At 66.3% G+C, this 23844-nt stretch carries 24 protein-coding genes and 2 pseudogenes; 16 read left to right on the top strand and 10 right to left on the bottom strand.

Annotated features, from left to right (window positions below; translation table 11 throughout):
• Positions 1-51: 51 nt before the first annotated feature.
• Complete coding sequence (locus ABKF58_RS11950) at positions 52-840, bottom strand: AraC family transcriptional regulator (protein WP_482580865.1); 789 nt, start codon at positions 838-840, stop codon at positions 52-54.
• Positions 841-935: 95 nt separating this feature from the next.
• Between ABKF58_RS11950 and ABKF58_RS11945 the strand changes: the two genes are divergently transcribed.
• From ABKF58_RS11945 to folE2, 9 genes and pseudogenes are all read left to right on the top strand, one after another.
• Complete coding sequence (locus ABKF58_RS11945; RefSeq protein WP_482580863.1) at positions 936-1829, top strand: DMT family transporter; 894 nt, start codon at positions 936-938, stop codon at positions 1827-1829.
• Between the two features lie 75 nt (positions 1830-1904).
• On the top strand, positions 1905-2174 hold the full coding sequence (locus tag ABKF58_RS11940) for a MoaD/ThiS family protein (protein WP_008954541.1): 270 nt from the start codon (positions 1905-1907) through the stop codon (positions 2172-2174).
• A gap of 15 nt (positions 2175-2189) precedes the next feature.
• On the top strand, positions 2190-3296 hold the full coding sequence (locus tag ABKF58_RS11935) for a WD40/YVTN/BNR-like repeat-containing protein (protein WP_482580861.1): 1107 nt from the start codon (positions 2190-2192) through the stop codon (positions 3294-3296).
• Positions 3297-3540: 244 nt separating this feature from the next.
• Positions 3541-3774 (top strand): exodeoxyribonuclease VII small subunit, encoded by a 234-nt coding sequence (locus ABKF58_RS11930; protein ID WP_014087782.1) that lies wholly within the window; start codon positions 3541-3543, stop codon positions 3772-3774.
• Entirely contained in the window at positions 3764-4660 is an 897-nt protein-coding gene (locus ABKF58_RS11925) for a polyprenyl synthetase family protein (RefSeq protein WP_482580858.1), read from the top strand. Before ABKF58_RS11930 ends, ABKF58_RS11925 begins: the two co-directional genes overlap by 11 nt.
• Positions 4661-4680: 20 nt before the next feature.
• A complete protein-coding gene (gene dxs / locus ABKF58_RS11920; protein ID WP_482580856.1) occupies positions 4681-6537 on the top strand; it encodes a 1-deoxy-D-xylulose-5-phosphate synthase in 1857 nt (618 codons plus the stop codon).
• A gap of 18 nt (positions 6538-6555) precedes the next feature.
• A pseudogene (locus tag ABKF58_RS11915) lies at positions 6556-7224 on the top strand (MgtC/SapB family protein); the annotation flags it as partial.
• 76 nt (positions 7225-7300) lie between these two features.
• Positions 7301-7852: a DUF4010 domain-containing protein gene (locus ABKF58_RS11910; protein WP_482584367.1), complete on the top strand. Its 552-nt coding sequence runs from the start codon at positions 7301-7303 to the stop codon at positions 7850-7852.
• 88 nt (positions 7853-7940) lie between these two features.
• Positions 7941-8735 carry a GTP cyclohydrolase FolE2 gene (folE2, locus tag ABKF58_RS11905; RefSeq protein WP_008954535.1) on the top strand — a complete coding sequence of 265 codons (795 nt, stop codon included), beginning with the start codon at positions 7941-7943 and terminating at the stop codon, positions 8733-8735.
• A 75-nt stretch (positions 8736-8810) separates the two neighbouring features.
• Here folE2 and ABKF58_RS11900 read toward each other — a convergent pair whose 3' ends face one another.
• Complete coding sequence (locus tag ABKF58_RS11900; RefSeq protein WP_482580855.1) at positions 8811-9620, bottom strand: alpha/beta fold hydrolase; 810 nt, start codon at positions 9618-9620, stop codon at positions 8811-8813.
• A gap of 157 nt (positions 9621-9777) precedes the next feature.
• Between ABKF58_RS11900 and ABKF58_RS11895 the strand changes: the two are divergent.
• The 3 genes and pseudogenes from ABKF58_RS11895 to ABKF58_RS11885 form a co-directional block, all read left to right on the top strand.
• Positions 9778-10155 (top strand): annotated as a pseudogene (locus tag ABKF58_RS11895) (protein-disulfide reductase DsbD domain-containing protein); the annotation flags it as partial.
• Between the two features lie 85 nt (positions 10156-10240).
• Positions 10241-11569 carry a protein-disulfide reductase DsbD gene (dsbD, locus tag ABKF58_RS11890; RefSeq protein WP_482584366.1) on the top strand — a complete coding sequence of 443 codons (1329 nt, stop codon included), beginning with the start codon at positions 10241-10243 and terminating at the stop codon, positions 11567-11569.
• 241 nt (positions 11570-11810) lie between these two features.
• A complete protein-coding gene (locus ABKF58_RS11885; RefSeq protein WP_482580854.1) occupies positions 11811-12893 on the top strand; it encodes an AI-2E family transporter in 1083 nt (360 codons plus the stop codon).
• Positions 12894-12935: 42 nt separating this feature from the next.
• On the opposite strand, the gene ABKF58_RS11880 is transcribed toward ABKF58_RS11885, so the two are convergent.
• Together ABKF58_RS11880 and ABKF58_RS11875 are read right to left on the bottom strand one after the other, a co-directional pair.
• Positions 12936-14120, bottom strand: a complete 1185-nt coding sequence (locus ABKF58_RS11880; RefSeq protein WP_482580853.1) for an acetyl-CoA C-acyltransferase — start codon at positions 14118-14120, stop codon at positions 12936-12938.
• A gap of 79 nt (positions 14121-14199) precedes the next feature.
• The gene (locus tag ABKF58_RS11875; RefSeq protein WP_482580851.1) at positions 14200-14547 is read right to left on the bottom strand and encodes a YkgJ family cysteine cluster protein; all 348 of its coding nucleotides are present in this window, start codon (positions 14545-14547) and stop codon (positions 14200-14202) included.
• Between the two features lie 360 nt (positions 14548-14907).
• Between ABKF58_RS11875 and ABKF58_RS11870 the strand changes: the two genes are divergently transcribed.
• Together ABKF58_RS11870 and ABKF58_RS11865 are read left to right on the top strand one after the other, a co-directional pair.
• Positions 14908-16089 carry an alkaline phosphatase family protein gene (locus ABKF58_RS11870; protein ID WP_482580849.1) on the top strand — a complete coding sequence of 394 codons (1182 nt, stop codon included), beginning with the start codon at positions 14908-14910 and terminating at the stop codon, positions 16087-16089.
• Between the two features lie 71 nt (positions 16090-16160).
• Positions 16161-16619 (top strand): putative zinc-binding protein, encoded by a 459-nt coding sequence (locus ABKF58_RS11865; RefSeq protein WP_482580847.1) that lies wholly within the window; start codon positions 16161-16163, stop codon positions 16617-16619.
• On the opposite strand, the gene ABKF58_RS11860 is transcribed toward ABKF58_RS11865, so the two are convergent.
• The 6 genes from ABKF58_RS11860 to ABKF58_RS11835 form a co-directional block, all read right to left on the bottom strand.
• A complete protein-coding gene (locus ABKF58_RS11860) occupies positions 16570-17043 on the bottom strand; it encodes a hypothetical protein (protein ID WP_482580845.1) in 474 nt (157 codons plus the stop codon). The genes ABKF58_RS11865 and ABKF58_RS11860 overlap by 50 nt on opposite strands.
• Complete coding sequence (locus ABKF58_RS11855; RefSeq protein WP_482580844.1) at positions 17040-17579, bottom strand: hypothetical protein; 540 nt, start codon at positions 17577-17579, stop codon at positions 17040-17042. Before ABKF58_RS11855 ends, ABKF58_RS11860 begins: the two co-directional genes overlap by 4 nt.
• A gap of 40 nt (positions 17580-17619) precedes the next feature.
• Complete coding sequence (locus tag ABKF58_RS11850; protein ID WP_008954526.1) at positions 17620-18348, bottom strand: pseudouridine synthase; 729 nt, start codon at positions 18346-18348, stop codon at positions 17620-17622.
• A gap of 402 nt (positions 18349-18750) precedes the next feature.
• Complete coding sequence (locus ABKF58_RS11845; RefSeq protein WP_014087794.1) at positions 18751-19539, bottom strand: gamma-glutamyl-gamma-aminobutyrate hydrolase family protein; 789 nt, start codon at positions 19537-19539, stop codon at positions 18751-18753.
• Between the two features lie 11 nt (positions 19540-19550).
• Positions 19551-20666, bottom strand: coding sequence for a YbdK family carboxylate-amine ligase (locus tag ABKF58_RS11840; protein WP_482580841.1), 1116 nt, complete (start codon positions 20664-20666; stop codon positions 19551-19553).
• Positions 20663-21868: a cation:proton antiporter gene (locus tag ABKF58_RS11835; RefSeq protein ID WP_482580839.1), complete on the bottom strand. Its 1206-nt coding sequence runs from the start codon at positions 21866-21868 to the stop codon at positions 20663-20665. Before ABKF58_RS11835 ends, ABKF58_RS11840 begins: the two co-directional genes overlap by 4 nt.
• A gap of 129 nt (positions 21869-21997) precedes the next feature.
• Here ABKF58_RS11835 and ABKF58_RS11830 point away from each other — a divergent pair, with 129 nt between their 5' ends.
• Both ABKF58_RS11830 and ABKF58_RS11825 read left to right on the top strand, forming a co-directional pair.
• Positions 21998-22759, top strand: coding sequence for a tRNA pseudouridine(65) synthase TruC (locus ABKF58_RS11830; RefSeq protein WP_482580837.1), 762 nt, complete (start codon positions 21998-22000; stop codon positions 22757-22759).
• Between the two features lie 148 nt (positions 22760-22907).
• Positions 22908-23753, top strand: a complete 846-nt coding sequence (locus ABKF58_RS11825) for a 23S rRNA (adenine(2030)-N(6))-methyltransferase RlmJ (RefSeq protein WP_294864950.1) — start codon at positions 22908-22910, stop codon at positions 23751-23753.
• Positions 23754-23844 lie beyond the last annotated feature (91 nt).

The raw sequence follows: 23844 nt of genomic DNA, 5'->3' as shown, positions 1-23844 counted from the left end.
CCCTCCCGCCAAGTCCGCGCCGGCAACGCCTCGGCCCGCCCGCCCCGCCCCCTATGCTTCGCCGCGCAGCTGGCGCCGGTAGCGCTCCGGCGAGAACCCCATCTGCTTGCGGAACATCGCGATGAACGCCGAGGCGGTGCCATAGCTCAGGCGAGCGGCGATCTCCTGCACCGGCCAGCCCTCCTTCAGCCACGCCAGCGCCTGCAGCAGACGCACGCGGTTGCGCCACTGCACGAAGCTCATGCCCAGCTCGCTCTGGAAGCGCCGCGCCAGGGTGCGCTCGGTGCAGTACACCTGCTCGGCCCACTGCGCCAGCGTGGTGGCATCGGCCGGATCGAGCCGGATGGCGTGCAGGATTGGCGCCAATTGGCGGTCGGCACTCTCCGGCAGATAGCTGTCCTCGGCCCCCGCCCGTACCAGGTGCTCCACCAAAAGCTCCGCCTGGCGCACATCCCAGTCGCCCGCCATGGCGGTCACGCGGCGCTGGCAGAAATCCTCCAGCAAGGCGCGCACCACCGGGGTCTGTGGAATCAGGCACGGCCCGGCCGGCAGGCGTGCCGCCAGCGCGGCGTCGACGTAGACCGAGGCGTACGCCATCGCCAGCCGCACGTAAGCCTCGTGCGGCAGGTCGGCCGGCACCCACACCAGGTAGTCGGCCGGCGCGGTCAGTTTGCGCCCTTCCAGCTCCAGCTCGATCAGGCCCAGGCTGATGCGGTTGAGCTGCCCCCAGGGATGGCGGTGCAGCTCGAAGCCGGTGTGCGGCTCGAACTGGTCGTAGCGGAAATAGAGCGGCGACGGTGGCGGCAGTTGCAGGTCGGCGTCCCTATAGGGCAGGTCCATATTGTCGGCTTTGCCTCATCGTTTTGTCCGATTCGGATTATAAGCAGAGAAAACGACAGCACTACACTGGCGGCATTCCATCCGAGGAGCCGGTCATGCCCGTGCTGTTCCCCCTGCTGGCGGTGCTGATCTGGGCCGCCAATACCGTGGTGTCCAAGGCCGCCGCCACGCTGTTCGACCCCGCCGCGATCTCCTTCTACCGCTGGCTGGTGGCCGCGCTGGTGCTCAGCCCGTTCTGCCTCTCCCCGCTGTGGCGCCAGCGCCGCGCCCTGCTCCCCCATCTGCCGCGCTTTGCCGTGCTGGCCGTGCTCGGCATGGTGCTGTACCAATGCCTGGCCTATTACGCCGCGCACAGCACCAGCGCCACCAATATGGGCGTGATCTGCGCGCTGATCCCGCTCCTGGGCCTGCTGCTGAACGGCCTGGTGTTCGGCCAACGTGTCGGGCCGGCGGCGGTGCTGGGCGTGGCCCTGTCGCTGGCGGGCGTGCTCTACCTGCTGGGCCGGGGCGATCCGGCCAGCCTGCTCGCCGCCGGCGTCAACCGCGGCGACGCGCTGATCCTGGTCGGCTCGACCGCCTATGCGCTGTACGGCATCCTGCTCAAGCGCTGGGAGCCACCGTTCGGACCGTGGCTCAACCTGTACGTGCAGGTGCTGCTGGCGGTGGCGATGCTGGCGCCGCTGGCGCTCACCGCCGACAGCCTGGCCATCCCGCGGCAAGGCGTCGGGCTGGTGCTGTTCGCCGGCATCGCCTCGTCGGTGCTGGCGGCCTACTTCTGGATGCGCGGCATCGAACGGCTGGGCAGCGAACGCACCGCCATCTTCATGAACCTGCTGCCGCTGTTCACCGCCCTGATCGCCAGCGCCCTGCTCGGCGAAACTATCCACGCCCACCACTGGCTGGGCGGCGGGCTGATCCTGCTCGGGGTGAGCCTGACCCAGGGCGGCTTCGGCAGCGTGCTCAAGCGCGGGCGACTGCAGGCGGGGTGAGACCGGGCGCGCCGACGGGCAAGCCCGGCACCATGGCCTACACTGTGAAGGTGTCCGTCGCCACGGCGTTTTGCCATGCCCCACATCACCTTCGCCGCCGCCATCCAGCGCCACATCGTCTGCCCGGAACGGGAGGTCGTCGCGCCGACCGTCGGGGCGGCGCTGGAGGCGGTGTTTGCACTGCAGCCGGAGCTGCGCGGCTACCTCCTCGACGACCAGGGACAGTTGCGCCGCCACATGGCCATCTTCGTCGACGGCCACGCCATCCGCGACCGCCAGCGCCTGGGCGACCACGTTGCTCCCGACAGCCGCATCTACGTGGTGCAGGCGCTCTCCGGCGGCTGATACAGGACTCCCGCCATGAACGACCGACTCCTCGTTGCCACGCGCAAAGGGCTGTTCATCCTGCACCACCGTGATGGTCGGTGGCAGACGGCCGAAACCCATTTCCTCGGCGAACCGGTCAGCATGACGCTGGCCGACCCGCGCGACGATACGCTGTACGCCGCCCTCAACCTCGGCCATTTCGGCGTCAAGCTGTGGCGGCGCCGCGCCGGCGCCACGGACTGGGAGCCGTGCGCGGTGCCGGTGTACCCGCCGCAGCCCGCCCCGCTGCCCGAGCCCTTGCCGGATCACCCGCCCGCCGCACCCTGGTCGCTGCAGCAGATCTGGGCGCTGGAACCCGGCGGCCCCGACCAGCCGGGCGTCCTGTGGGCCGGCACCATCCCGGGCGGCCTGTTCCGCTCCGACGACGGCGGCGACAGCTGGGTGCTGAACCGCCCGCTGTGGGACCGCCCGGAGCGCGCGGAATGGTTCGGCGGCGGCTATGACGCCCCCGGCATCCACTCCATCTGCGTCGACCCGCGCGACAGCCGCCACCTCACCCTCGCCGTCTCCTGCGGCGGCGTGTGGCAGAGCCATGACGACGGCGCCAGTTGGAGCTGCACCAGCGCCGGCCTGGAGGCCGACTACATGCCGCCGGAACGGCGCGAAGACCCGAACATCCAGGACCCGCACCGCATGGTGCAATGCGCGGGCGCGCCCGAGGCGCTATGGGTACAGCATCACAACGGCATCTTCCGCTCCCGCGACGGCGGCGCGCAGTGGCAGCGGCTCTTCGCCCAACCCTCCAGCTTCGGCTTCGCCGTCGCCGTGCACCCGCTGGAGCCCGACACGGCCTGGTTCGTCCCGGCCGTCAAGGACGCATGCCGTGTCCCGGTGGACGCCCGCTTCGTCGTCACGCGCACCCAGGACGGCGGCGCCAGCTTCGAGCCCCTGGACGACGGCCTGCCGCCGCCCCCGGCCTACGATCTGGTCTACCGCCACGGCCTGGAGGTGGACGCCACGGGCCTACGCCTGGCCATGGGCTCCACCACCGGTGGGCTGTGGCTGTCCGAAAACGGCGGTGAGCACTGGCAGTGCCTGTCGGCGCACCTGCCACCGATCTATTGCGTGCGCTTCGGCTGATCCCACGGCATCGCCGCCCGGCGCCCCATGCCCGGCCGGATCATGCACCCGCCCCTGGCTTGCCCCGCATCGCCAGTGCGGGCAGAGCGGATGGCCGCCCAGTTCGGTTGTCGTGACTCCGCCCGCAAGCTGTACCACGTCCCCCGCGACCGCCCACGTCAACAATTCGCCTCCCCCGCGCTGACAGGCGAGGGGCAAACCCCGTAAAATGGCGGTCTTACTCCAAGAACATGGAAGGACCGCCATGGCCAAATCCACCAAAGCCCCGGCCAGTTTCGAAGCCTCGCTGGCCCAGCTGGAGGACATCATCCAGGCGATGGAAAGCGGCGACATGCCGCTGGAGACAGCCCTGACCTCGTACAAGCAGGGGGTCGAGCTGATCAAGTTCTGCCAAGGCAAGCTGGCCGACGCCGAGCAGCAGCTGAAAATCCTCGAAAACAACGAACTCAAAACGCTGGATCTGCCGAATGGCCAATGACAACTTCATCGGCTGGATGACCGGCATCCAGCAAACCATGGAAGACGCGCTCGCGCGCCTCCTGCCCAACCCCGAGTCCGCCCCGCAACGCCTGCACGAGGCGATGCGCTACAGCACGCTGGACGGCGGCAAGCGCGTGCGCCCGCTGTTGGTGCACGCCGCCGGCGAACTGGTTTCGGCCAACCCCGAGCACCTGGCGCGCATCGGCGCCGCGGTGGAAATGATCCATGCCTACTCGCTGGTGCACGACGACATGCCGTGCATGGACGACGACGTCCTGCGCCGCGGCAAGCCCACCTGTCACGTCGCCTTCGACGACGCCACCGCGCTCTTGGTCGGCGACGCACTGCAGACCCTGGCCTTCGACGTACTGGCCACGCCGCTGGACGGCGTCGCTGCCGCCCCCCAGCTGGAGATGGTGCGCACCCTGGCGCGCGCCTCGGGCCACGGCGGCATGGCCGGCGGCCAGGCCATCGATCTGGCCAGTGTCGGCCAGACACTGTCGCTGCCCGAGCTGGAATACATGCACTGCCTCAAGACCGGTGCCCTGATCCGCGCCGCGGTGCTGCTGGGCGCACTCGCCGGCACCCCGCTGTCGGCCGAGGAAACCGAGCGGCTCGACCACTTCGCCAAGCGCATCGGGCTCGCCTTCCAGGTGGTCGACGACGTGCTCGACGTCGATGCCGACACCGCCACCCTCGGCAAGACCGCCGGCAAGGACGCCGCCAACGACAAGCCGACCTACGTCAGCCTGATGGGCCTGGCCGAAGCGCGCGCCTTCGCCCGCGAACTGCGCGACGAAGCCTTCGCCGCACTGGACGGATTCGGCCCCGCGGCCCAACGACTCAAGGACCTGGCCGACTACATCGTCGCCCGCTCCTTCTAAAACAGCACACACGCACACACATGTACCCGCTGCTCGACACGATCAACTATCCGGCCGACCTGAAGCGCCTGGCGCGCCACGAACTGCCGCAGCTGGCAGGCGAACTGCGCCAGTTCCTGGTGGAGTCGGTGAGCAAGACCGGCGGTCACTTCGCTTCCAACCTCGGCAGCATCGAACTGACCATCGCGCTCCACTACGTCTTCGACACCCCGCACGACCGCCTGGTGTGGGACGTGGGCCATCAGACCTACCCGCACAAGATTCTCACCGGACGCCGCGGCATGATGCACACCATGCGCCAGAAAGGCGGCCTGGCGGGCTTCCCCAAGCGCGAGGAATCGGAATACGACACCTTCGGCGTCGGTCACTCCTCCACCTCGATCAGCGCCGCGCTGGGCATGGCGGCGGCGGCCAAGGCGCAGGGCATCGAGCGCAAGAGCGTGGCCATCATCGGCGACGGCGCCATGACCGCCGGCCAGGCCTTCGAGGCACTCAACAACGCCGGGGCGATGGACCTCGACATGCTGGTGGTCCTCAACGACAACGACATGTCGATCTCGCCCAACGTCGGCGCGCTCAACAACTACCTCGCCAAGCTGATGTCCGGCCGCTTCTACGCCGCCATGAAGCAGGGCTCGAGCAAGGTGCTGGGCATCGCCCCGCCGCTGCGCGAGATCGCCAGCAAGGTCGAAGAACACGTCAAGGGCATGTTCACCCCGGGCACCCTGTTCGAGGAGTTCGGTTTCAACTACATCGGTCCGATCGACGGCCACGACCTCGACGTGCTGGTCGACACGCTGAAGAACATCAAGAGCCTGAAAGGGCCGCAGTTCCTGCACATCGTCACCAAGAAGGGTCAGGGCTACAAGTTGGCCGAAAACGACCCGGTGGCGTATCACGGCGTCACCAAGTTCGACCCCGCCAACGGCCTGTCCGGCGGCAAATCGGGCAGCAGCAAGCCGAGCTACACCCAGATCTTCGGCGACTGGATCTGCGACATGGCCAAGCACGACACGCGCCTGGTCGGCATCACCCCGGCGATGCGCGAAGGCTCCGGCCTGGTGCGCTTCGAGAAAGAACATCCGGACCGCTACTTCGACGTCGCCATCGCCGAACAGCACGCCGTCACCTTCGCGGCGGGGCTGGCCTGCGACGGCATGAAGCCGGTGGTGGCGATCTACTCCACCTTCCTGCAGCGCGGCTACGACCAGCTGATCCACGACGTGGCGCTGCAGAACCTGCCGGTGGTGTTCGCCATCGACCGCGCCGGCCTGGTCGGCGCCGACGGCCCGACCCACGCCGGCGCCTTCGACATCTCCTACCTGCGCTGCATTCCCAACATGACGGTGATGGCGCCGTCCGACGAGAACGAATGCCGCCAGATGCTGTACACCGCGTTCACGCTCGACACCCCGACCGCAGTGCGCTACCCGCGCGGCACCGGCCCCGGCGCTCACATCCAGCACGAGATGAGCGCGCTGCCGATCGGCCGCGGCCACATCCGCCGCCAGGGCCAGGGCCGTGTCGCCATCCTCGCCTTCGGCAGCATGGTGACGCCGGCCTTGCAGGCCGCCGAAGCCTTCGACGCCACTGTGGCCGACATGCGCTTCGTCAAGCCGCTGGACACCGGGCTGATCAAGAGCCTGGCCGAAAGCCACGAACTGATCGTCACCGTGGAAGAAAACGTCGTCATGGGCGGCGCCGGCTCGGCCTGCGTCGAAGCCATCGAGGCCCTGGGCATCACCGCCCCTGTCTTGCAGTTGGGCCTGCCCGACGACTATGTTGAACATGGAGACCCTGCCCTGCTGCTGGCCGACTGCGGCCTCGACGCCAAAGGCATCGAAGCGAGCATCGCAGCCCGTCTGGCATCGCGATAAACCGACTAAGGAGCCGGCATGAGCGGCATCGGCGTGGAGGCATGGCTGAACCTGGAAGGCACGCCGTTCGCAGTGCTGCCGCGCTTCGTCACCAGCCTCGCCATCGGCCTGCTGCTGGGGGTGGAGCGTGAACGCAAGCAGCACCCGCTGGCCGGCATCCGCACCTTCCCGCTCGCCGCCATGCTGGGCACCATGCTCACCATGCTGGGGCAGATGACCGCCACCCCGGCACTGGTCGCCGTCGGGCTCGCCGGGGTGATCGCGCTGGGCTTTCTGCCCGAGGGACACCAGGAAGCCGAGGTGCAGGAGCCGCGCACCACCACCCTGGTCAGCCTGATGCTGGCCTACGGCCTGGGCGCCCTGGTGTGGTACAACCAGAGCGAACTGGCCATCGCCACCGCCATTCTCGCCACGGCACTGCTCTACCTCAAACCCGAACTCACCGGCATCGCCCGCAAGCTGGAGCGGCGCGACCTGCTGTCGCTGCTGCAGTTCGCCACCCTCACCTTCATCATCCTGCCCATCCTGCCCAACCGCGCCATGGGCCCCTATCTTGCACTCAACCCGCACAAGATCTGGCTCATGGTGGTGCTGATCGTCGGCGTCAGCCTGACGGGCTACCTCGCGGTGCGGCTGCTGGGCGGACGCGCCAGCGGCCCCTGGCTCGGCCTGCTTGGCGGCATGGTGTCGTCCACCGCCACCAGCACTGGTCTACGCCCGCGAGGCACGCAGCAACCCGGGATCGCTGAGTTTCGCCACCTCGGTGATCCTGCTCGCCAACATCGTGCTTTTCCTGCGGCTCATCGTGCTCGCCGCCATCCTGGTGCCGGCGGCGCTGGGCGCCATGGCGATGGTGATGCTGCCGGCGCTGGGGCTGGGGCTGATCACCGTCTTCCTGCGCTTTCGCCACGACCAGAACCAGGACGGCCATCCGGAACTGACGCTGTCCAACCCCACCGAACTCAAGCTGGCACTGGGCTTTGCCCTGATGTTCGCCGTGGTGGTGCTGTGCTCGGCCTGGCTGCACGACCTCTACGGCAGCCGCGGCATCTACGCCGTGGCGCTGATTTCCGGCGTCAACGACGTCGACCCCATCACCCTCACCGTGCTCAACCTGTTCGGCGAGCACCGTCTGGACATTCATCAGGTCATCATCAGCGTTGTGCTTGCCGTGTTCGCCAACAACCTGTTCAAATTCGGGCTGATCGCAAGCCTGGGCGGACGCACCCTGGCCTGGCGCTGCCTGCCGACCTTCATCCTTTCCGGGGCGGGCATGCTGGGCGGGCTCCTCTTGCTCGGCACCGGCGTCGCTTGACGAGCGGCCAATTCCGACTTCTTTACTCAACTATTACTCTGGCGTTATACTCGCCAAGTACCCATCTCGTGTGTTACACAATAACGCAATGAACCAAACCACCATTCCTGACGTGCAAAGCTCGCACGACAGCCGCAATATTCCCATCAACAAGGTGGGTATCAAATCCATCCGCCACCCCATCAAGGTGGCCGAGCGCGACAACGGCGTGCAGCACACCATCGGTCTGTTCAACATGTACGTGCACCTGCCGGCCCATTTCAAGGGTACGCACATGTCGCGCTTCGTCGAGATTCTCAACCAGCACGAGCGCGAAATTTCAGTGGCCTCGTTCGAGCAGATCGTGCGCGAGATGGTGCAGCGCCTCGAGGCCGTGTCCGGCTACGTCGAGATGAGCTTCCCCTACTTCGTCAACAAGACCGCTCCGGTTTCCGGGGTGCAGAGCCTGCTCGATTACGAAGTCACCTACGTTGGCGAATTGCGCGACGGCGAGTACCACTTCACCATGAAAGTGGTGGTCCCGGTGACCAGCCTGTGCCCGTGCTCGAAGAAGATCTCGCAGTACGGCGCGCACAACCAGCGCTCGCACGTCACGCTGACCGCCAGCACCCACGAGCACGTCTGGATCGAAGAGCTGATCGACATCGCCGAAGACCAGGCCTCGTGCGAACTGTACGGCCTGCTCAAGCGCCCCGACGAAAAATTCGTCACCGAGCGCGCCTACGAAAACCCGAAATTCGTCGAGGACATGGTGCGCGACGTCGCCGCCGCGATGGACCGTGACGAGCGCATCCACGCCTACGTGGTGGAATCGGAAAACTTCGAATCCATCCACAACCACTCGGCCTACGCACTGATCGAGCGCGACAAGCGCCAGGGCTGAACGCTACCGTAGCAAGCCAGGCGGCATCCCCGAGGGATGCCGCTTTTGTTTGTGCGCCACGCCAGGGCAGTATGGCTAGGGACCGGCTGCTGCGGGCGGCGACAGCAGCGCCGGCAGCCGCTCCATGATGCGCTGCGCGGTTTCCACCGGATGCTCCAGCGGGAACAGGTGCGAGCCGGCCTGTTGCGTGATCTGCATGCCGAAATGACGCCGGGCAAAAGCCAGGTCGGCCGGTTTCAGTACCCCCGACTGCTGCCCCACCACCAACAGCGTCGGCACCGTGAGACGACCGCGGTAACGAGGCAAATCATGCGGCAAACCTTCGAATACCTGGTATTCGACCAAGGGACGGAACTTGAGGCGGCGCCCGCCCTGCGCGTCGGGCACGGTGCCGTGTTCGGCGTAGTCGGCCAAGCAATCCGGATCGAATCGGGCGAATGCCGGTTTGCGGGCAAAATACTCGCGCACCCGCTGCACGCTGGGCCAGCTGTCACGCCGGCGCAGCGGATTGCCGCCCGGTGTGATCTTCTGGATGAACCCCAGGCGCTTCGCGAGCCAGACGGTACGCGAACGCAAGGGGCCGAACAGCGGCGAGTCCAGGATCACCAGCGCGCGAAACAGTTCCGGCCGGCGCATGGCGGCATACAGCAGCAACACCCCGCCCAGGGAATGGCCGACCCCGATCACCGGCCGGCCATACTGTTCGATGTGGCGAATGCACTCGTCCACCAGATACGGCCAGCCGTCGGTCACCGGATAGGCGGGGTCGTGCCCCACCGCGTCGAGATAGCCGATCTGGTACTGTTCGGCCAAGGTAGCGAGAAATTTGCGGTACACGCTCGCCGGAAAGCTGTTGGCGTGGGCGAAATGAATAATCTCCCTCATGTTTTTGCCTTGCCCCTGATTCGTGTCAGATAATTTGAGTGATGGCTGCGCTATCATACGGTTCCGCTTTCCCGGCGACGTGGGTTCCCAAAACGTCCGTCGCGGAACCTGGGCCGCGTGCCGTGGTCCTTCAGCTAGCCCCTAGAACGATGCCGTTATGTTGACCGTGACCCGATCTGCTTCGCTTTCCCTCTGGCAGCGCCTGACCCTGCTGCTGGCCTTGTTGTGCGCCTCGACGCTCGCCCTGGCGGTGGCGCAGGAAGACCTGCTGCCGCCGGAAAAGGCCTTTCCCGCCCGCCTCGAACAAAACGGCAACGAACTGCGGGTGATCTTCGAGATCGCCGACGGCTACTACCTCTATCGCGACCGCACCCACATCGTCTCGGACCCCGCCGGGCAGATCGGCGAGCCGGTCTTCCCCACTGCCGACGTGAAAAACGATCCGTTCTTCGGCAAGCAGAACGTCTACCACAAGCAAATCGCCATCACCGTGCCGCTCACGACGGCAGCCGCAGACGGGCTCAAGCTCAAAGTCACCGCCCAGGGCTGCGCCGACGTCGGCGTCTGCTACCCGCCGCTGACCCAGACCCTCACCGTGGGCGGCCGAGGCCGCCTCGACCCTGCCCTCCTGGCTGACCAGTACCGCGGTAGCAGGCACCGTCAGCGGCCAGAGCGATGCCATCCGGCTCGCCGGCCAGGGCTGGCTGACGACACTCGGCACGTTTTTCCTGGCCGGGCTCGGCATGGCGTTCACCGCCTGCATGTATCCTCTGCTGCCCATCGTGTCCTCGCTGATCGCAGGCCAGGGCAACACCCTCACCCGCCGCCGCGGCTTCCAGCTGTCGCTGACCTACGTGCAGGGCCTCGCCCTGACCTATACCGCCGTCGGCGTGGTGGCCGGCCTGACCGGGTCGCTGCTCACGGTGTGGCTGCAGCAACCGGCCGTGGTGCTCACCGCCAGCGCCCTGCTGGTGGTCTTCGCGCTGTCGATGTTCGACGTGTTCTCGATCCAGCTGCCCAGCAGCTGGCAGACTCGCTTGAGCGAAACCTCCAACCGTCTCAGCGGCGGCAAGGTCGCCACCGTATTCGGCATGGGAACGCTCTCCGCGCTGATCATCGGCCCCTGCGTGGCCCCCCCGCTGGCGTTGGCGCTGGGCTATATCGGCACTACCGGCGACGCCGTGCTGGGCGGCGCGGCGCTGTACGCCATGGCGCTGGGCCTCGGCCTGCCGCTGATCCTGATCGGCACCTACGGCGGTCATATCCTGCCTCGCGCCGGGGCCTGGATGCGCGGCGTCAAGGGCGTCTTCGGCGTGGTCATGCTGGGCCTGTCGATCTGGCTTGCCACCCCGTTCCTGCCCGGTCCGCTGGTCATGCTGCTGTGGGCGGCGCTGGGCATCGGCTCGGCAGTCTTCCTCAAGACCTTCGAGAACCTGCCCGGCAACGCCCATCCGGTGGCGAAAATCGGCAAGGCCATCGGCCTCGCGCTGTTCCTGATCGGTGCCGCCCAGCTGATCGGGGTGCTGGGTGGCGAGACCAATCCACGTTACCCGCTGAAATGGCTGAGCGGCAGCAACGCTCAGGCACGCAGCATCACCCCGGTATTCCAGCACGTCGGCAACCTCGCCGAACTCGATGCGAAACTGGCCAGTGCCGGCGGCAAACCGCTGCTGCTCGACTTCTACGCCGACTGGTGCGTCTCCTGCAAGGAAATGGACGAGTCCACCTTCGGCAACGCCCGCGTCGCCGACAAGCTGAACCAGTTTGTTCTGATCCGTGCCGACGTCACCGCCAACAGCGCCGAACAGCAGGCTCTGCTCAAGCGCTTCGGCCTGTTCGGCCCTCCCTGCATCATTCTGTTCAACGGTCAGGGCCGCGAGGCCGATCGCATCATCGGCTTCATGGAAGCCGAGCCGTTCCTGGCGAGGCTGCAAAAGCTGGTGCGCTAAGCCCCCTGCTCACCCCACATGCCGCAACATAGGATGGGGGGTAGGCACTATTCGACGCTACGCTTGCCTCGCTCAGCCAGCGCCGTAGCCCATCGCAACGGATGGGTTCTGCCGCGCGTCACCCATCCTACGGAACTGCAAAAGCTGGCGCCTTAAACCGCGTCAACTGCCGTGCCCGCCGGACAAGCCTGTTCCTCCCGGCTAGAATGACGGCTTGTCTCTTACCCGACGGGGTTCATTCATGCTGGACAAGGGTTTTGCCGGAATCGGCGTCATGGCCGTGCTACGAGTCGCCATCGTTGCACTCCTGGTCTGGGCCTGCCTGCAGGTCATCCTGCCCTTTCTCGGGGCGCTGACCTGGGCTGTGATCATCGCCATTTCCGCCTGGCCGCTGTACCAGCGCCTGACCCAGTGCCTACGCGGGCGCGGCAATCTCGCGGCCTTGCTGGTGGTTCTCCTGCTTGGCCTGGCGCTGGCCGTCCCCCTGGGGCTGATGGTGCTGACACTGACGGATACCTTGCCCCACCTGAACGGCATCGCCCACGGTCTGGCCAACTTCACCTTGCCACCCCCTCCCGCCTGGCTCGGCAAGATTCCGCTGACGGGTGAAGCGCTCACCCAGTACTGGGTAACGGCGCAGACTGACCTGCCCGGCCTGCTCGCCCGGCTCAAGCCGTGGATCAACCAGGGGGCCCTGTGGCTGTTGGGACGCGGGGCAATGCTGGGGGTCAGCCTGCTGGAAATCGTCATGGCCATCATCGTGGCCGGGCTGCTGCTGGCCAACGGCGAGGCGCTGTGGCGCATCGCCGAGCGCGTCATCAACAAACTGGGCGGAGCCTCGGCCAGCGAGCTGCCTCAAGTGGTGGCACGCACGATACGCGGCGTCACCACCGGCGTGGTCGGCACCGCACTGGCCCAGACCATCCTGTGCGTGATCGGGCTGCTGATTGCCGGGGTACCCGGCGCGCTGGCGCTCGGTTTCCTGTGTTTCGTGATCGCGGTGGCCCAACTGCCGACCCTGCTGGTCTGGCTGCCGGCGGCCGGCTGGGTGTTCTATACCGGCGCCACCGGCATGGGCGTGTTCCTGCTGCTGTGGGGCTTCCTGCTGGTCAACACCATCGACAACGTACTCAAGCCCCTGCTGATCAGCCAGGGCGCCAAGCTGCCGCTGTCACTGATCTTCCTCGGCGTCATCGGCGGCCTGCTGGCCTGGGGCATCATCGGCCTGTTCATCGGCCCCACCCTGCTGGCGATCGGCTTCACGCTGTTCCAGTTCTGGCTCAACAACGACGAAGAGACCGAAGCGAAGCCGGAACACCGCTGAAAACAACAGGCCGGAACACCGTCCGGCCTGTCATCCCTCACCTCATACCAGCTCTAGCGCCAGCGCGGTGGCCTCGCCGCCGCCGATACACAGGCTGGCCACGCCCTTCTTGCCGCCCCGGCGCTGCAACGCTGCGATCAGCGTGACCAGGATACGCGCCCCGGAAGCGCCGATCGGGTGTCCCAGCGCGCAGGCGCCGCCGTTGACGTTGACCTTGTCGTGCGGCAAGCCCAGTTCCTGCATCGCGGCCATGGTAACCACGGCGAAAGCTTCGTTGATTTCGAACAGGTCGACCTCGTCGGCCTGCCAGCCGGTCTTGGCAAACAGCTGGCGCATGGCGCCGACCGGCGCCGTGGTGAACCAGGACGGCTCCTGGGCAAAGGTGCTATGGCCGACAATGCGGGCGAGCGGCGTGAGCCCACGTGCGCGTGCCTCGTCCTCACTCATCAGCACCAGCGCCGCGGCACCATCGGAGATCGAGCTGGCGTTGGCCGCCGTAACGGTGCCGTCCGGCTTGAAGGCGGGTTTCAGGGAAGGAATCTTGTCCGGGCGAGCCTTGAGCGGCTGCTCGTCGGTATCGACCACGGTATCGCCCGGCCTGCCGGGCAACTTGACAGCGGCGATCTCGCCGGCGAAGGCACCGCTTTCGATCGCCGCCACCGCGCGCGCCAGCGAGCTCAGCGCGAACTCGTCCTGGGCGACCCGGCTGAAACCGAAGCGCTCGGCGCAAAGCTCGGCGAACACCCCCATCAGCTTACCCTTGTCGTAGGCGTCTTCCAGCCCGTCGAGGAACATGTGATCCTTGAGTTCGCCATGCCCGAGGCGCAGGCCGCCACGGGCCTTCGGGATCAGGTAAGGCGCGTTGGACATGCTTTCCATGCCGCCCGCCACCATCACCTTGGCCGAGCCGGCCAGCAGCAGATCGTGCGCCAGCATCACCGCCTTCATGCCCGAGCCGCACATCTTGTTGATGGTGGTGCAACCAGTCGCCAGCGGCAGCCCGGCCTTGAGACTGGCCTGCACGGCCGGCGCCTGGCCCTGTCCGGCGGGCAGCACGCAGCCCATGATCACCTCGTCGACGCTGGCAGCGTCGATACCGGCGCGCTCGACCGCCGCCGCCATCGCCACCGCACCGAGTTCGCTCGCCGTCAGCGGCGACAGGCTGCCCTGCAGCCCTCCCATCGGGGTCCTGGCCATTCCGACGATCACGATAGACTGGTTCTGCATGCTGCACCTCGATAAAGGGAACGTTGATTCGATTACATTACGTTAACGTCAACGTAAAATCAATCACTCTGCAGCGGCTTCATCCCAAAGGCAGCGGCGACAGGCCATGCTGAGCGCGCGCCCGGTTGCAGGCCTCCTCGAACACGCCAATACCGGCACGCATGGCGAATTCGCGACAGGGTGACGGCCGATGTTCGTAGATACCGCAGCGAACTTCCTCACCGATCTTGCCGACCAGCGCGATGCAGCGCGGCCGGGCGTAATCGGTGCCACGCAACCGCACCAGGGAGGCGGTTTCCTCGTCGGCCAGCCGCTCCGGCACACGCCCTCCCGGCTCGCAGTCGAGCTCGGAACGGTGGAAGGTAACGCGGAAGGCGGCGCAGCAGGCGCCACAGGAAAGACAGGTATTGTGCAGGCGGTCCGTCACGGGAAGCTCCAGATGCAGGCTAGTTCCAAAAAGCCGTGGCAATGAGAACGCGAAGGCCAGTGCGCAGCGCCGCAGACAGCACGGCAAGGGTCCACCGAGCGGACCAAAAATTCGCACGCGGTCCAGGTAACGCCACCGGCAACGTTATCGCTTCCAAGGCAAAGTGGAATACGGTTCGGTTTTCTGGCGGATAATGCCTTCATGCCCTTCCCGCGGCAACCCTCGGCATGGGCGAATGACGTTACTGTGGGCAAATTCAGGCCGACGGTAGAAGCTTGGCGACGCACCGACAGCGGCGCGAGACCGGTATGGGAACGCGCAACAGCGCTTATCCACCCACACTCACGGCGAGACGACACCATGCAACAGCATTGCCCCGGCTCCAACTGGCCCGACTACCGCGGCCACAGCCTGCTCAATCTCACCGCCACGTTGGCCGAAGCCCTCGGCTGCCCCATCGGCCACCCTCCGCTGCGACACCCGGCCCTGGCCGGGCTGGCGGCACGCCACCACGTGGTACTGCTGGTGATCGACGGGCTGGGAGAACAGCAGCTGCAGGCGCTCGGGCCGGAGAGCGCTCTGCGCCGGCACCAGCACGGCACGCTGACCTCGGTCTTCCCTCCCACCACGGCCGCAGCCATCACCACGCTGATGACCGGCGAGCCACCGGTGCAGCATGGGCTGACGGGCTGGCACGTTTACCAGAACAACCCGGAGCGCATTGTTGCCGCCCTGCCGCTGACGGTGCGCTGGCCGGAAGACGACACCAGCGATGCCGCCGCCGTTGCCGAGACCCTGTTCGAGACACCCGCTCTGTTCGACCGCTTCGACCGCCCGGCCACGGTGCTGCACCCGGCCTACATCAGCGACTCGCCCTACAGCCGCCAACACTCGGGACAGGCCCGGCGCCTACCCTATCGCGGCATCGAGGACATGTTCGGCCAGCTGCAACAGGTCATGCAGGCCGACGGTGGCCCGAGTTTTGTCTACGGCTACCTGCCGCAGCTCGATAGCACGATGCACGCCCACGGCACGCGAGCCGAACCGGTGCGTCTGCTGTTCGAACGGATCGATCAGGCGTTCCGGCAATTTACCGAATCACTGCGTGGCCAGGATGTCACCGTGCTGGTCACCGCCGATCACGGCTTCATCGATGCGCCGCTGGAGCGGCAGATCGACCTGGAAGACTATCCCGAACTGGTGGCCGATCTGCGCGCCCCCTTGTCCGGCGAGCGGCGCGTGGCGTTCTGCCACGTGCGGCCGGGCCGCTGCGAGGCCTTTCTCGCCAACGCCCGGCACCGGCTCGGCCACGCCGCCTGGTGCCTGGAAAGCCGGGTGCTGCTGGAGCAAGGCGTTTTCGGCCCCGGCCCGCAGCATGCGGAACTGGCCCAACGCATCGGCGAAGCGGTGCTGATCATGAAGGGCGACTGGACCCTGCGCGACCTCGTGCCCGGCGAAAAGCCCCACTACCTGCCCGGCGTGCACGCCGGCGTCAGCGCGGCGGAGATGACGGTGCCGCTGATCGTGTTCCACGGCCGCTAGGCCGCATGGACTAGGCCCCCTACCCTAATGGGGGGATGGTATCCGGCTGGCCTCCGTCGTAACGTAAGGCTATGAAAGCGAAGACTACCCTCCCTCTCGTCTACGCCTGCTCCGGCTGTTCCAGCGCCGCCCAGATGGCCAACGATTTTGCCCTGAAGCTGACCCGCGAAGGCTTGGCCGAGATGTCCTGCATCTCGGGAGTCGGGGGCGGCGTGCCGGCGCTGGTGCGGATGGCCCGCTCCGGCCGGCCGGTGCTGGCACTGGACGGCTGTCCGCTGGCCTGCGTCAAGGCCTGTCTCGCCAACGCCGGGGTCAGCGCCGACCGGCACGTGGTGCTGTCCGAATTCGGCGTGGTCAAGCGCAAGCACCACGATTACGACGCCGCCGAGGCCGAACGGCTGTGGCCACGGATACAGACCGAGTCGGAAGCCCTTGCCGACCAGCCCCGGGACCACGAAAAAAAGGCTGAACCGCCTGGGTTCAGCCTGTGCCGAAATTCTCTTCCAGCTCGCGGATCGCTTGCCGGGTAACCCTGGCGGGCACCACCACACGGCGCACCGGCGGCATCTCGCCCAAGAGCACCTCTTCGAAGCAGATCGGGTGGCCATTGCCGGACTCGTCATCCGGCTGCAACACCCCCATGCGATCAAGGTTGAGCGTGACGCTGCGGCTGCTGAAATAATCGGCCGGATGCTCCAGGATCTGCCGCACCTCGCGCAGCTTGCCGTCCAGGGTCAGCTCGGCCTTGAGTGCCGCCAAGTCGGTACGCACCGCCTCGAAACGGCTTTGCAGCGCCAGCGGTGAATCGGGCAAGGCCGGCCCCTGGTCCGCCATGGCATCCACCACGAGCTGGCCGGGAGCGCGCAGGGTCTTCAGTTTCAGCTCGACGCGCAGCAGCTCGCTTTCCAGCTCGACCCGCTGTGCCTCCTTGTCGCGCAAGCGACGGGCGATCACCTCGGTGAGGCGCTCTCCCCCCGCTCGGCCAGGCGCGGGACAAATTCATCGAGCGTGGCGCTGGGCAGGGTCAGGCGGTGGTTGTCGAAGCTGACCACCAGTTGCGGCACCTCGGCGACCACCTCGCCGTTCTGGCTGACCATGCCAAGGCGCTGGTTGTCGCTACGCTGCATGATGAGCAGGCAGAAAGCCACATCGCCGTTGCCGGGCCGGGCGAAGAAGGCGTCCAGTTCGGAACTGGTCTGCAGCAGATCGAGCAGACTGGCGGGCGAGGAAAAGAACATGCCCAGGCGACGGTCGCTGGTGAAGCCGCGCCAGGACAGCTCTAGCACCTCCGGCAGATCCTGCGTCAGCTGCTCGGCAAAATCCAGCGTGCGCGCCATGCCCCGCAGCAACACGCGCGGATAGCCGGTGACCAGGCGCAGGCGCGGCTCGACTATCTCCACCACCCTCTCCAGTTCGGCCTGCAGCTGCCGCCGTGGCTTGGCTGAACCGTGACGGGGGCTCAGGAACAGGTCGACCAGTCGCTTCAGCATACGGAATTACCAAGTGAAAGAGGACGGGTTGGATGGCGCGTCAGAACTGCTCGTCTTCGCGCAGGTAGCGCCATTGGCCAGTCGGCAGATCGCCCAGCATGACGTTGCCGATACGCACCCGCTTCAGCCCCACCACGTACAGGCCGACCTGCTCGCACATGCGACGAATCTGGCGCTTCTTGCCTTCGCGCAGGATGAAACGCAGCTGGTCTTCGTTCTGCCAGCTGACCTTGGCCGGGCGCAGCGGCTGGCCGTCGAGCGACAGGCCGTGGTTGAGCAGTTTCAGGCCTTCGGGGCTCAACTCGCCGGTGACGCGTACCAGGTACTCCTTTTCCACGGTGGAATTCTCGCCGATCAGCCGTTTGGCCACCACGCCGTCCTGAGTCAACACCAGGAGGCCGACCGAATCGATATCGAGCCGGCCGGCCGGCGCCAATCCCTTGAGGTGGTTGGGGCTGAATCGGATGCCGCTCTTGTCGCCCTCCCAGTGATTGGCCGGTACCGCCAGCATGGCGGCGGGCTTGTAGCCCTTTTCCGCCTGGCCCGAGACATAGCCCACCGGTTTGTTGAGCAGGATAGTGACGCGCTCCAACTGCGCCTTCTTCGCGCGCGGGTCGAGTTCGATGTGTTGATGCGGCAGCACCTTGAAGCCGAGCACCGCCACCTGGCCGTCCACTTTCACCCAGCCCTGCTCGATGTAGCTGTCGGCTTCGCGGCGCGAACAGATGCCAAGCTCGGCGAGACGTTTAGAAAGGCGTACGGGTTCCATGGCACATCCTGAAAGAAAAAGCGGCTGCATGGCCGCCCGGTTGATCTGGCCCGTATTGTAGGAGATAAGGCGGGCGGAGGCCATGACGGCATGCGCGCGGCAGGGCGTCGACGGTCCGCTCAAGGCGGCAAAAAAACCGGGCCCGCCGCTGGCGGACCCGGACAAGGGACCAATTACCAATATCGAAGCAAACCTGAAATCGGAGAAGGCGCGACGTCAAGACAGCCGAAACTCCCCAAAAAGCGTACAGCGCCCGAACCGGATCCGCCGAGGGCGGAAGCGCCGGTTCACATTCAGTGCTTGATAGGTCGTCACTATAGCGGCGGATTCGACATCGCGATATTCGTAAAAATTCTTATAATTCTAATTGAAACTCAAATAACAAATAAAAACCAATATGCATCAGCGGCTGTCGCGCTGCTGTTCGGCGGCAAACAGGAAATCCAGCAACGCCGGCGCGCTATCAAGCAGGTTGCGATTGCTGCCGTGAAACTCCGGGTGCCACTGAAAACCGGCGACAAAACCCTCTCCCTTCCAGCGGATGGCTTCGACGATGCGGTCCTGCGCCGACACCGCCTCGATCGCCAGGTCGTTCCCCAGGTCCTTCACCGCCTGGTGATGAATGCTGTTGACATGGGCCGCGGCATACTCGGGATACAGTTGCGCCAAGTGAGACTCCGGCAGGATTTCGATGCGGTGGGAATACTTGTCGTAGAGGTCGGCATCGACATGCGGATGGGCGTCCGGATGCTGGGTCAGGATGTCCTGATACAGCGTCCCGCCCATGGCGACGTTGATCAGTTGGGCCCCGCGACAGATGCCCAGCACCGGCTTGCGCTGGAACACGAATTCCCAGAACAGCTCGATTTCGTAGAGGTCGCGAATGCGGTCGCCCGACCACTCCGGTCGCAATGCCTCCTCGCCGTAGCTCAGCGGGCAGACGTCGGACCCGCCCTGCAGCAGCAGGGCGTCGAGTTCGTGTACCACGCTCTTGATCGACAGACTGGAGCGCTGCACTTCCCCGCCCGTCTCGAGGGTCGGCACCATGAAGGCCAGCGCGCCGTGTGCCATCACCCAGTGCGCGATGGACTGCTCGATGTACTGGAGCACCTTGTTGCGGAACCCCAGCTCCTTGGGCGGGGTATGCATCAGCCGTGCCGATAGCCCTATCTTGAGGGGTCTCTTTTCCATAGGTCTGTGCTTTACTGGCTCCAACGCAGGCACTGCTGCCGCACCACCTCGGGCAGCAGGTTTTCCTGGCGCTGCAGCGCGCGTATCCAGCCGGCATCGTTGCCGCGATTCAGAGCATCGAGGCGCAACTCTCGGCAGGCGCCGTCGCTGCCCAGCTCGATGGCGTGCGGCTCCAGCATATCGAGCGTCAACAGGATGTCGTCGCGGATGGTGCGATGCTCCAGCGTGCGCGGATCGACAAACACGCCGTCGAAGCCGAAACGGCAGGCCTGGAAACGGTTGAAGCTGTACACCAGGTAATCGTCCTCGAGCGGCCGGTCGGGTTTTTCCACCAGCTGGCGGCGCACGATGGCCTGAATGTAGGCGGCGATGCGGGCCGCCTTCTCCACGCTCAACGGCGTATCCATCACGCGCACCTCGATGGTGCCGTATTCAGGCTTGGGCCGGATATCCCAATAGAAGTCTTTCATGCTTTCGACCACGCCGGTCCGCGTCATGTGCTCGAAGTAGCGCGTAAAATCGTCCCAGCAGAGCAGGAACGGTGCCCGACCCGAGAGCGGAAAGGCCGTCACCGAATTGATGCGGGCCGAATCGAAACCGGTATCCACTCCCTGCACGTACGGTGAGGAGGCCGACAGCGCGATGAAATGCGGAATGTAGCGCGACAAGGCGTGCAGCATGCACAGCGCCTCATCGGGGCCGGGACAGCCGATGTGCACATGTTGGCCGAACACGGTGAACTGCTTGGACAAATAACCGTACAGCTCATTCAGATGCAGAAAGCGCGGCGTTTCGAAGATCTGGCGCTGGGTCCACTGCTGAAACGGATGGGTGCCGCCGCCGCACAGGCCGAGGTTGAGCTTGTCGGCGGCGCGCAGCAGCTCGTTGCGGATCAGCTCGAGCTGATCGATCAGCTCCTGGTAGCTGTTGCAGATGCCGGTCGACAGTTCGATCATGCAGTCCGTGATTTCCGGTTTGACCTCGCCCGGGATATCGACCCCTTTCATCAGACGCAGCAGGTCTTCCACGCTGGGAGCAAGGTCGTAGTCGTGACGGTTGACCACCTGAAGTTCCAGTTCCACTCCCATGGTCAGAGGGCGGGACGTGGCAAAACGTTCCAGGCTCATGATTTGATCTCCGCGCTGCGCTCCAGCGCCCATTTCACCAGCAGCGGCCCGGCCAGCTCCATCAGTACCACGGCACCGAGCAAGACCGAGTTCAGCTCCTGGCGCAGCGTGGGGAAGGAGAACCCCAGATCCGTCGCCAGCACGAAGGCCACGATCGATAGCGGCGTCAGCGCCAGCGACAGCGTCACGCCCTGGCGCAGGCTGAGCCCGCTCAGCCGGGCAAACGCCAGCACCCCGACCAGCTTGGCCACGAAGCGACCCGACAGCAGAATCACCGCCATCACGGCTCCGCTCAGCAACTGTCCTGGCGATAGCATCATGCCGCTCACCACGAACAGCACCACCACCAGCAGGCTGCCGGCGGCGCTGAAATGATCGGGGCAGACCCAGGGCCGCAGCCGCCGGCTGCGGAACACCACTCCGGCCAGCAGCGGTGCCAGCAAGGTGGAGAGGTTCAGCATCTGCAGCAAGGCGGTGGCGAGCAGGATCAGGCCGAACAGCAGCACGGTGGCCGCCTCGCTCTGCACGTCCATACTGCGCGACAGCCGCTCCACGCCCCCCGCCAGCAGCAAGGCCACCAGCAGCGACCCGGTCAGCACGTACAGCGGCACGCTGATCGCCAGCAGCGGGTTGCCGGCGGCACTGTGCATCCAGCCGGTGAGCAGCTTGACCAGCAGGATGGCGTAGATGCTGTTGAGCGTGGTCATGAGCAGCAGGCGCTCGGTGACCTGCCCTACTGACTGGAACTCGCTGACTACCCGGCTGACGATGGCCGGTGACGCCGCCATGGCGATGGCGGCCACACTCAGCGCCACTGGCGGCGAAACGCCCCACCAGGACAGCAGGGAGCCCACCACGATGAAGCTCAAGCCCGCCTCGGCGACGCTGCTGGCCAAGAGCCAGGGGTTGCGCCGCAACCAGCGCACGTCGACGCGGGCGCCCAGCTCGAACAGCAGCAGCGCCAACGCCAGGTCCAGCACCACGCGCAACCCGGAATCGTCCACCCGGAGCATGGGCTCCACTCCGGCCAGGCGGATCGCCATGCCGGTGGCGGAATACGCCACGATGCGCGGAAAACCCAGGCGCCGGTAACACCACTCGCCGGCCAGCCCGGTCAACACCAGCGTCACCGCGATCCAGAACACACCACCGACCGGCAAAGGCCAGGAAGGCAGGAAACTCTGCGCTGCACCCAGGGCCATGGCGTTCTCCAACGTCATTTCACGTATTACCACCATAGAACACTTTGCCGCCGCACAACGCCGGGGTGGGCCTTTCCCGGTACGACTTCGGCGCGCATAATGCCGGCTCTTCCGCCTCTGGCCCGCCCCATGCTGCCGATTCTCTACCGCGACGAACGCCTGATCGCCATCCACAAGCCTTCAGGCCTGCTGGTGCACCGCACCGTGCTCGACCGTCACGAAACCCGCTTCGCCATCCAGCTGCTGCGCGACCAGATCGGCCAGCGCGTCTACCCGGTGCACCGTCTCGACAAGGGCACCTCGGGCGTGCTGTTGTTCGCGCTCGACCGCGACATGGGACGCGAGATGAGCTGGCAGTTCGAGCGCCAGCAGGTCGACAAGCGCTACCTGGCGGTGGTGCGCGGCTGGCCGGACGAACAGGGCGAGATCGAGCACGCGCTGACGCGCCGCCCGGACGATCTGGAATGGGTGGGCGAGAAGGTCGACACCGCGCCGCAAGCGGCGCTGACGCGGTTTCGCCGCTTGGCCACGGTGGAGCTGCCCTACGCCGTCGACAAGTACCCGCACAGCCGCTACGCCCTGGTCGAGCTGACGCCGCAAACCGGCCGTCGCCACCAGCTGCGCCGCCACCTCAAGCACATCGCTCATCCCATCATCGGCGACGCCACCTACGGCAAGGGCCGGCACAACCGGCTGTTCGGCGAGCTGTTCGGCTGCCAGCGCCTGCTGCTGGCCTGCATGGAAATGCGCTTTGCCCACCCGGCCAGCGGCGAAACCGTGACCCTGACCGCGCCGCTGGCCGACGATTTTGCCGGCGTGGTGCGCGCCCTGGGCTGGGAGGACGCGCTGCCGTCCGCGTGGCTGGGGAGCGCGGCTTCGGCCAACCTTTGAGCAGGCGCCCGCGCCGCTCCGCGCCCGAGCGGGGTGCCGTGTGGCCACCGCTGCGCACCGGCATGTGCCGCCTGGCGCGGCCAGGTTCTGGCAGCGGCGTCGCCGGCCATCGGCTACAATCTGCGCCTGACCGAAGAAAGACCGATTCATGCTGAGTTACCGTCACGCCTTTCACGCCGGCAACCACGCCGACGTGCTCAAGCACTTTGTCGAAGTCGAACTGCTGCGCTACCTCGGGCAGAAGGACAAGCCCTACTGGTATGTCGACACCCACGCCGGGGCCGGCTGCTACTCGCTGGAAGAAGGCTACGCCACCAAGAACGCCGAATTCGAGAGCGGCATCGCGCGGCTGTGGCAGCGCGACGACCTGCCCGAGGCGCTGGCCGGCTACGTCGAGGTGGTGCGCCGTCTCAATCCGGACGGCCGGCTGCGGCTCTACCCCGGCTCGCCCCTGGTGGCCAGCGAGGTGATGCCGGCCGGCGACAAGCTGCGCCTGTTCGAACTGCACCCCACCGACAGCCAGATCCTGCAGAACAACTTTGCCGATGCCGGGCGCCGGGTGCAGGTGCAGGCCGCCAACGGCTTCGAAGGCATCAAGGCGATCCTGCCGCCGCCGCCGCGCCGCGCTCTGGTGCTGATCGATCCGCCGTACGAGGACAAGCGCGACTACCAGCACGTGGTGACGGCGCTCAAGGAAGGGCTGAAGCGTTTCGCCACCGGCACCTACGCGGTGTGGTATCCCTGCCTGCAACGCCAGGAAGCGAAGGAGCTGCCGCAGCAGCTGAAGAAGCTGCCGGTGAAGAGCTGGCTCAACGTCACGCTGTCGGTGCAAAGCCCCTCCAAGGATGGCTTCGGCATGCACGGCAGCGGCATGTTCATCCTCAACCCGCCGTGGACGCTACACGCCACGCTGCAGCAGGTGATGCCGTACCTGGTCGAGGTGCTGGGGCTCGACAAGGGAGCCGGCTTCACGCTGGAGCAGCACGAGAACTGAGGCTTCGGCCAACCTTATCTGTTCCCGCACGACAAAAAGCCCACTTTCGTGGGCTTTTTGCTGTCGGCTCGGTGCGCAAGCGCGCCAGGGT

Source organism: Pseudogulbenkiania sp. AW2-16, assembly GCF_056824575.1.
Note: the sequence above shows the minus strand (reverse complement) of the source record. Positions and strands in the feature narration are given on the sequence as shown.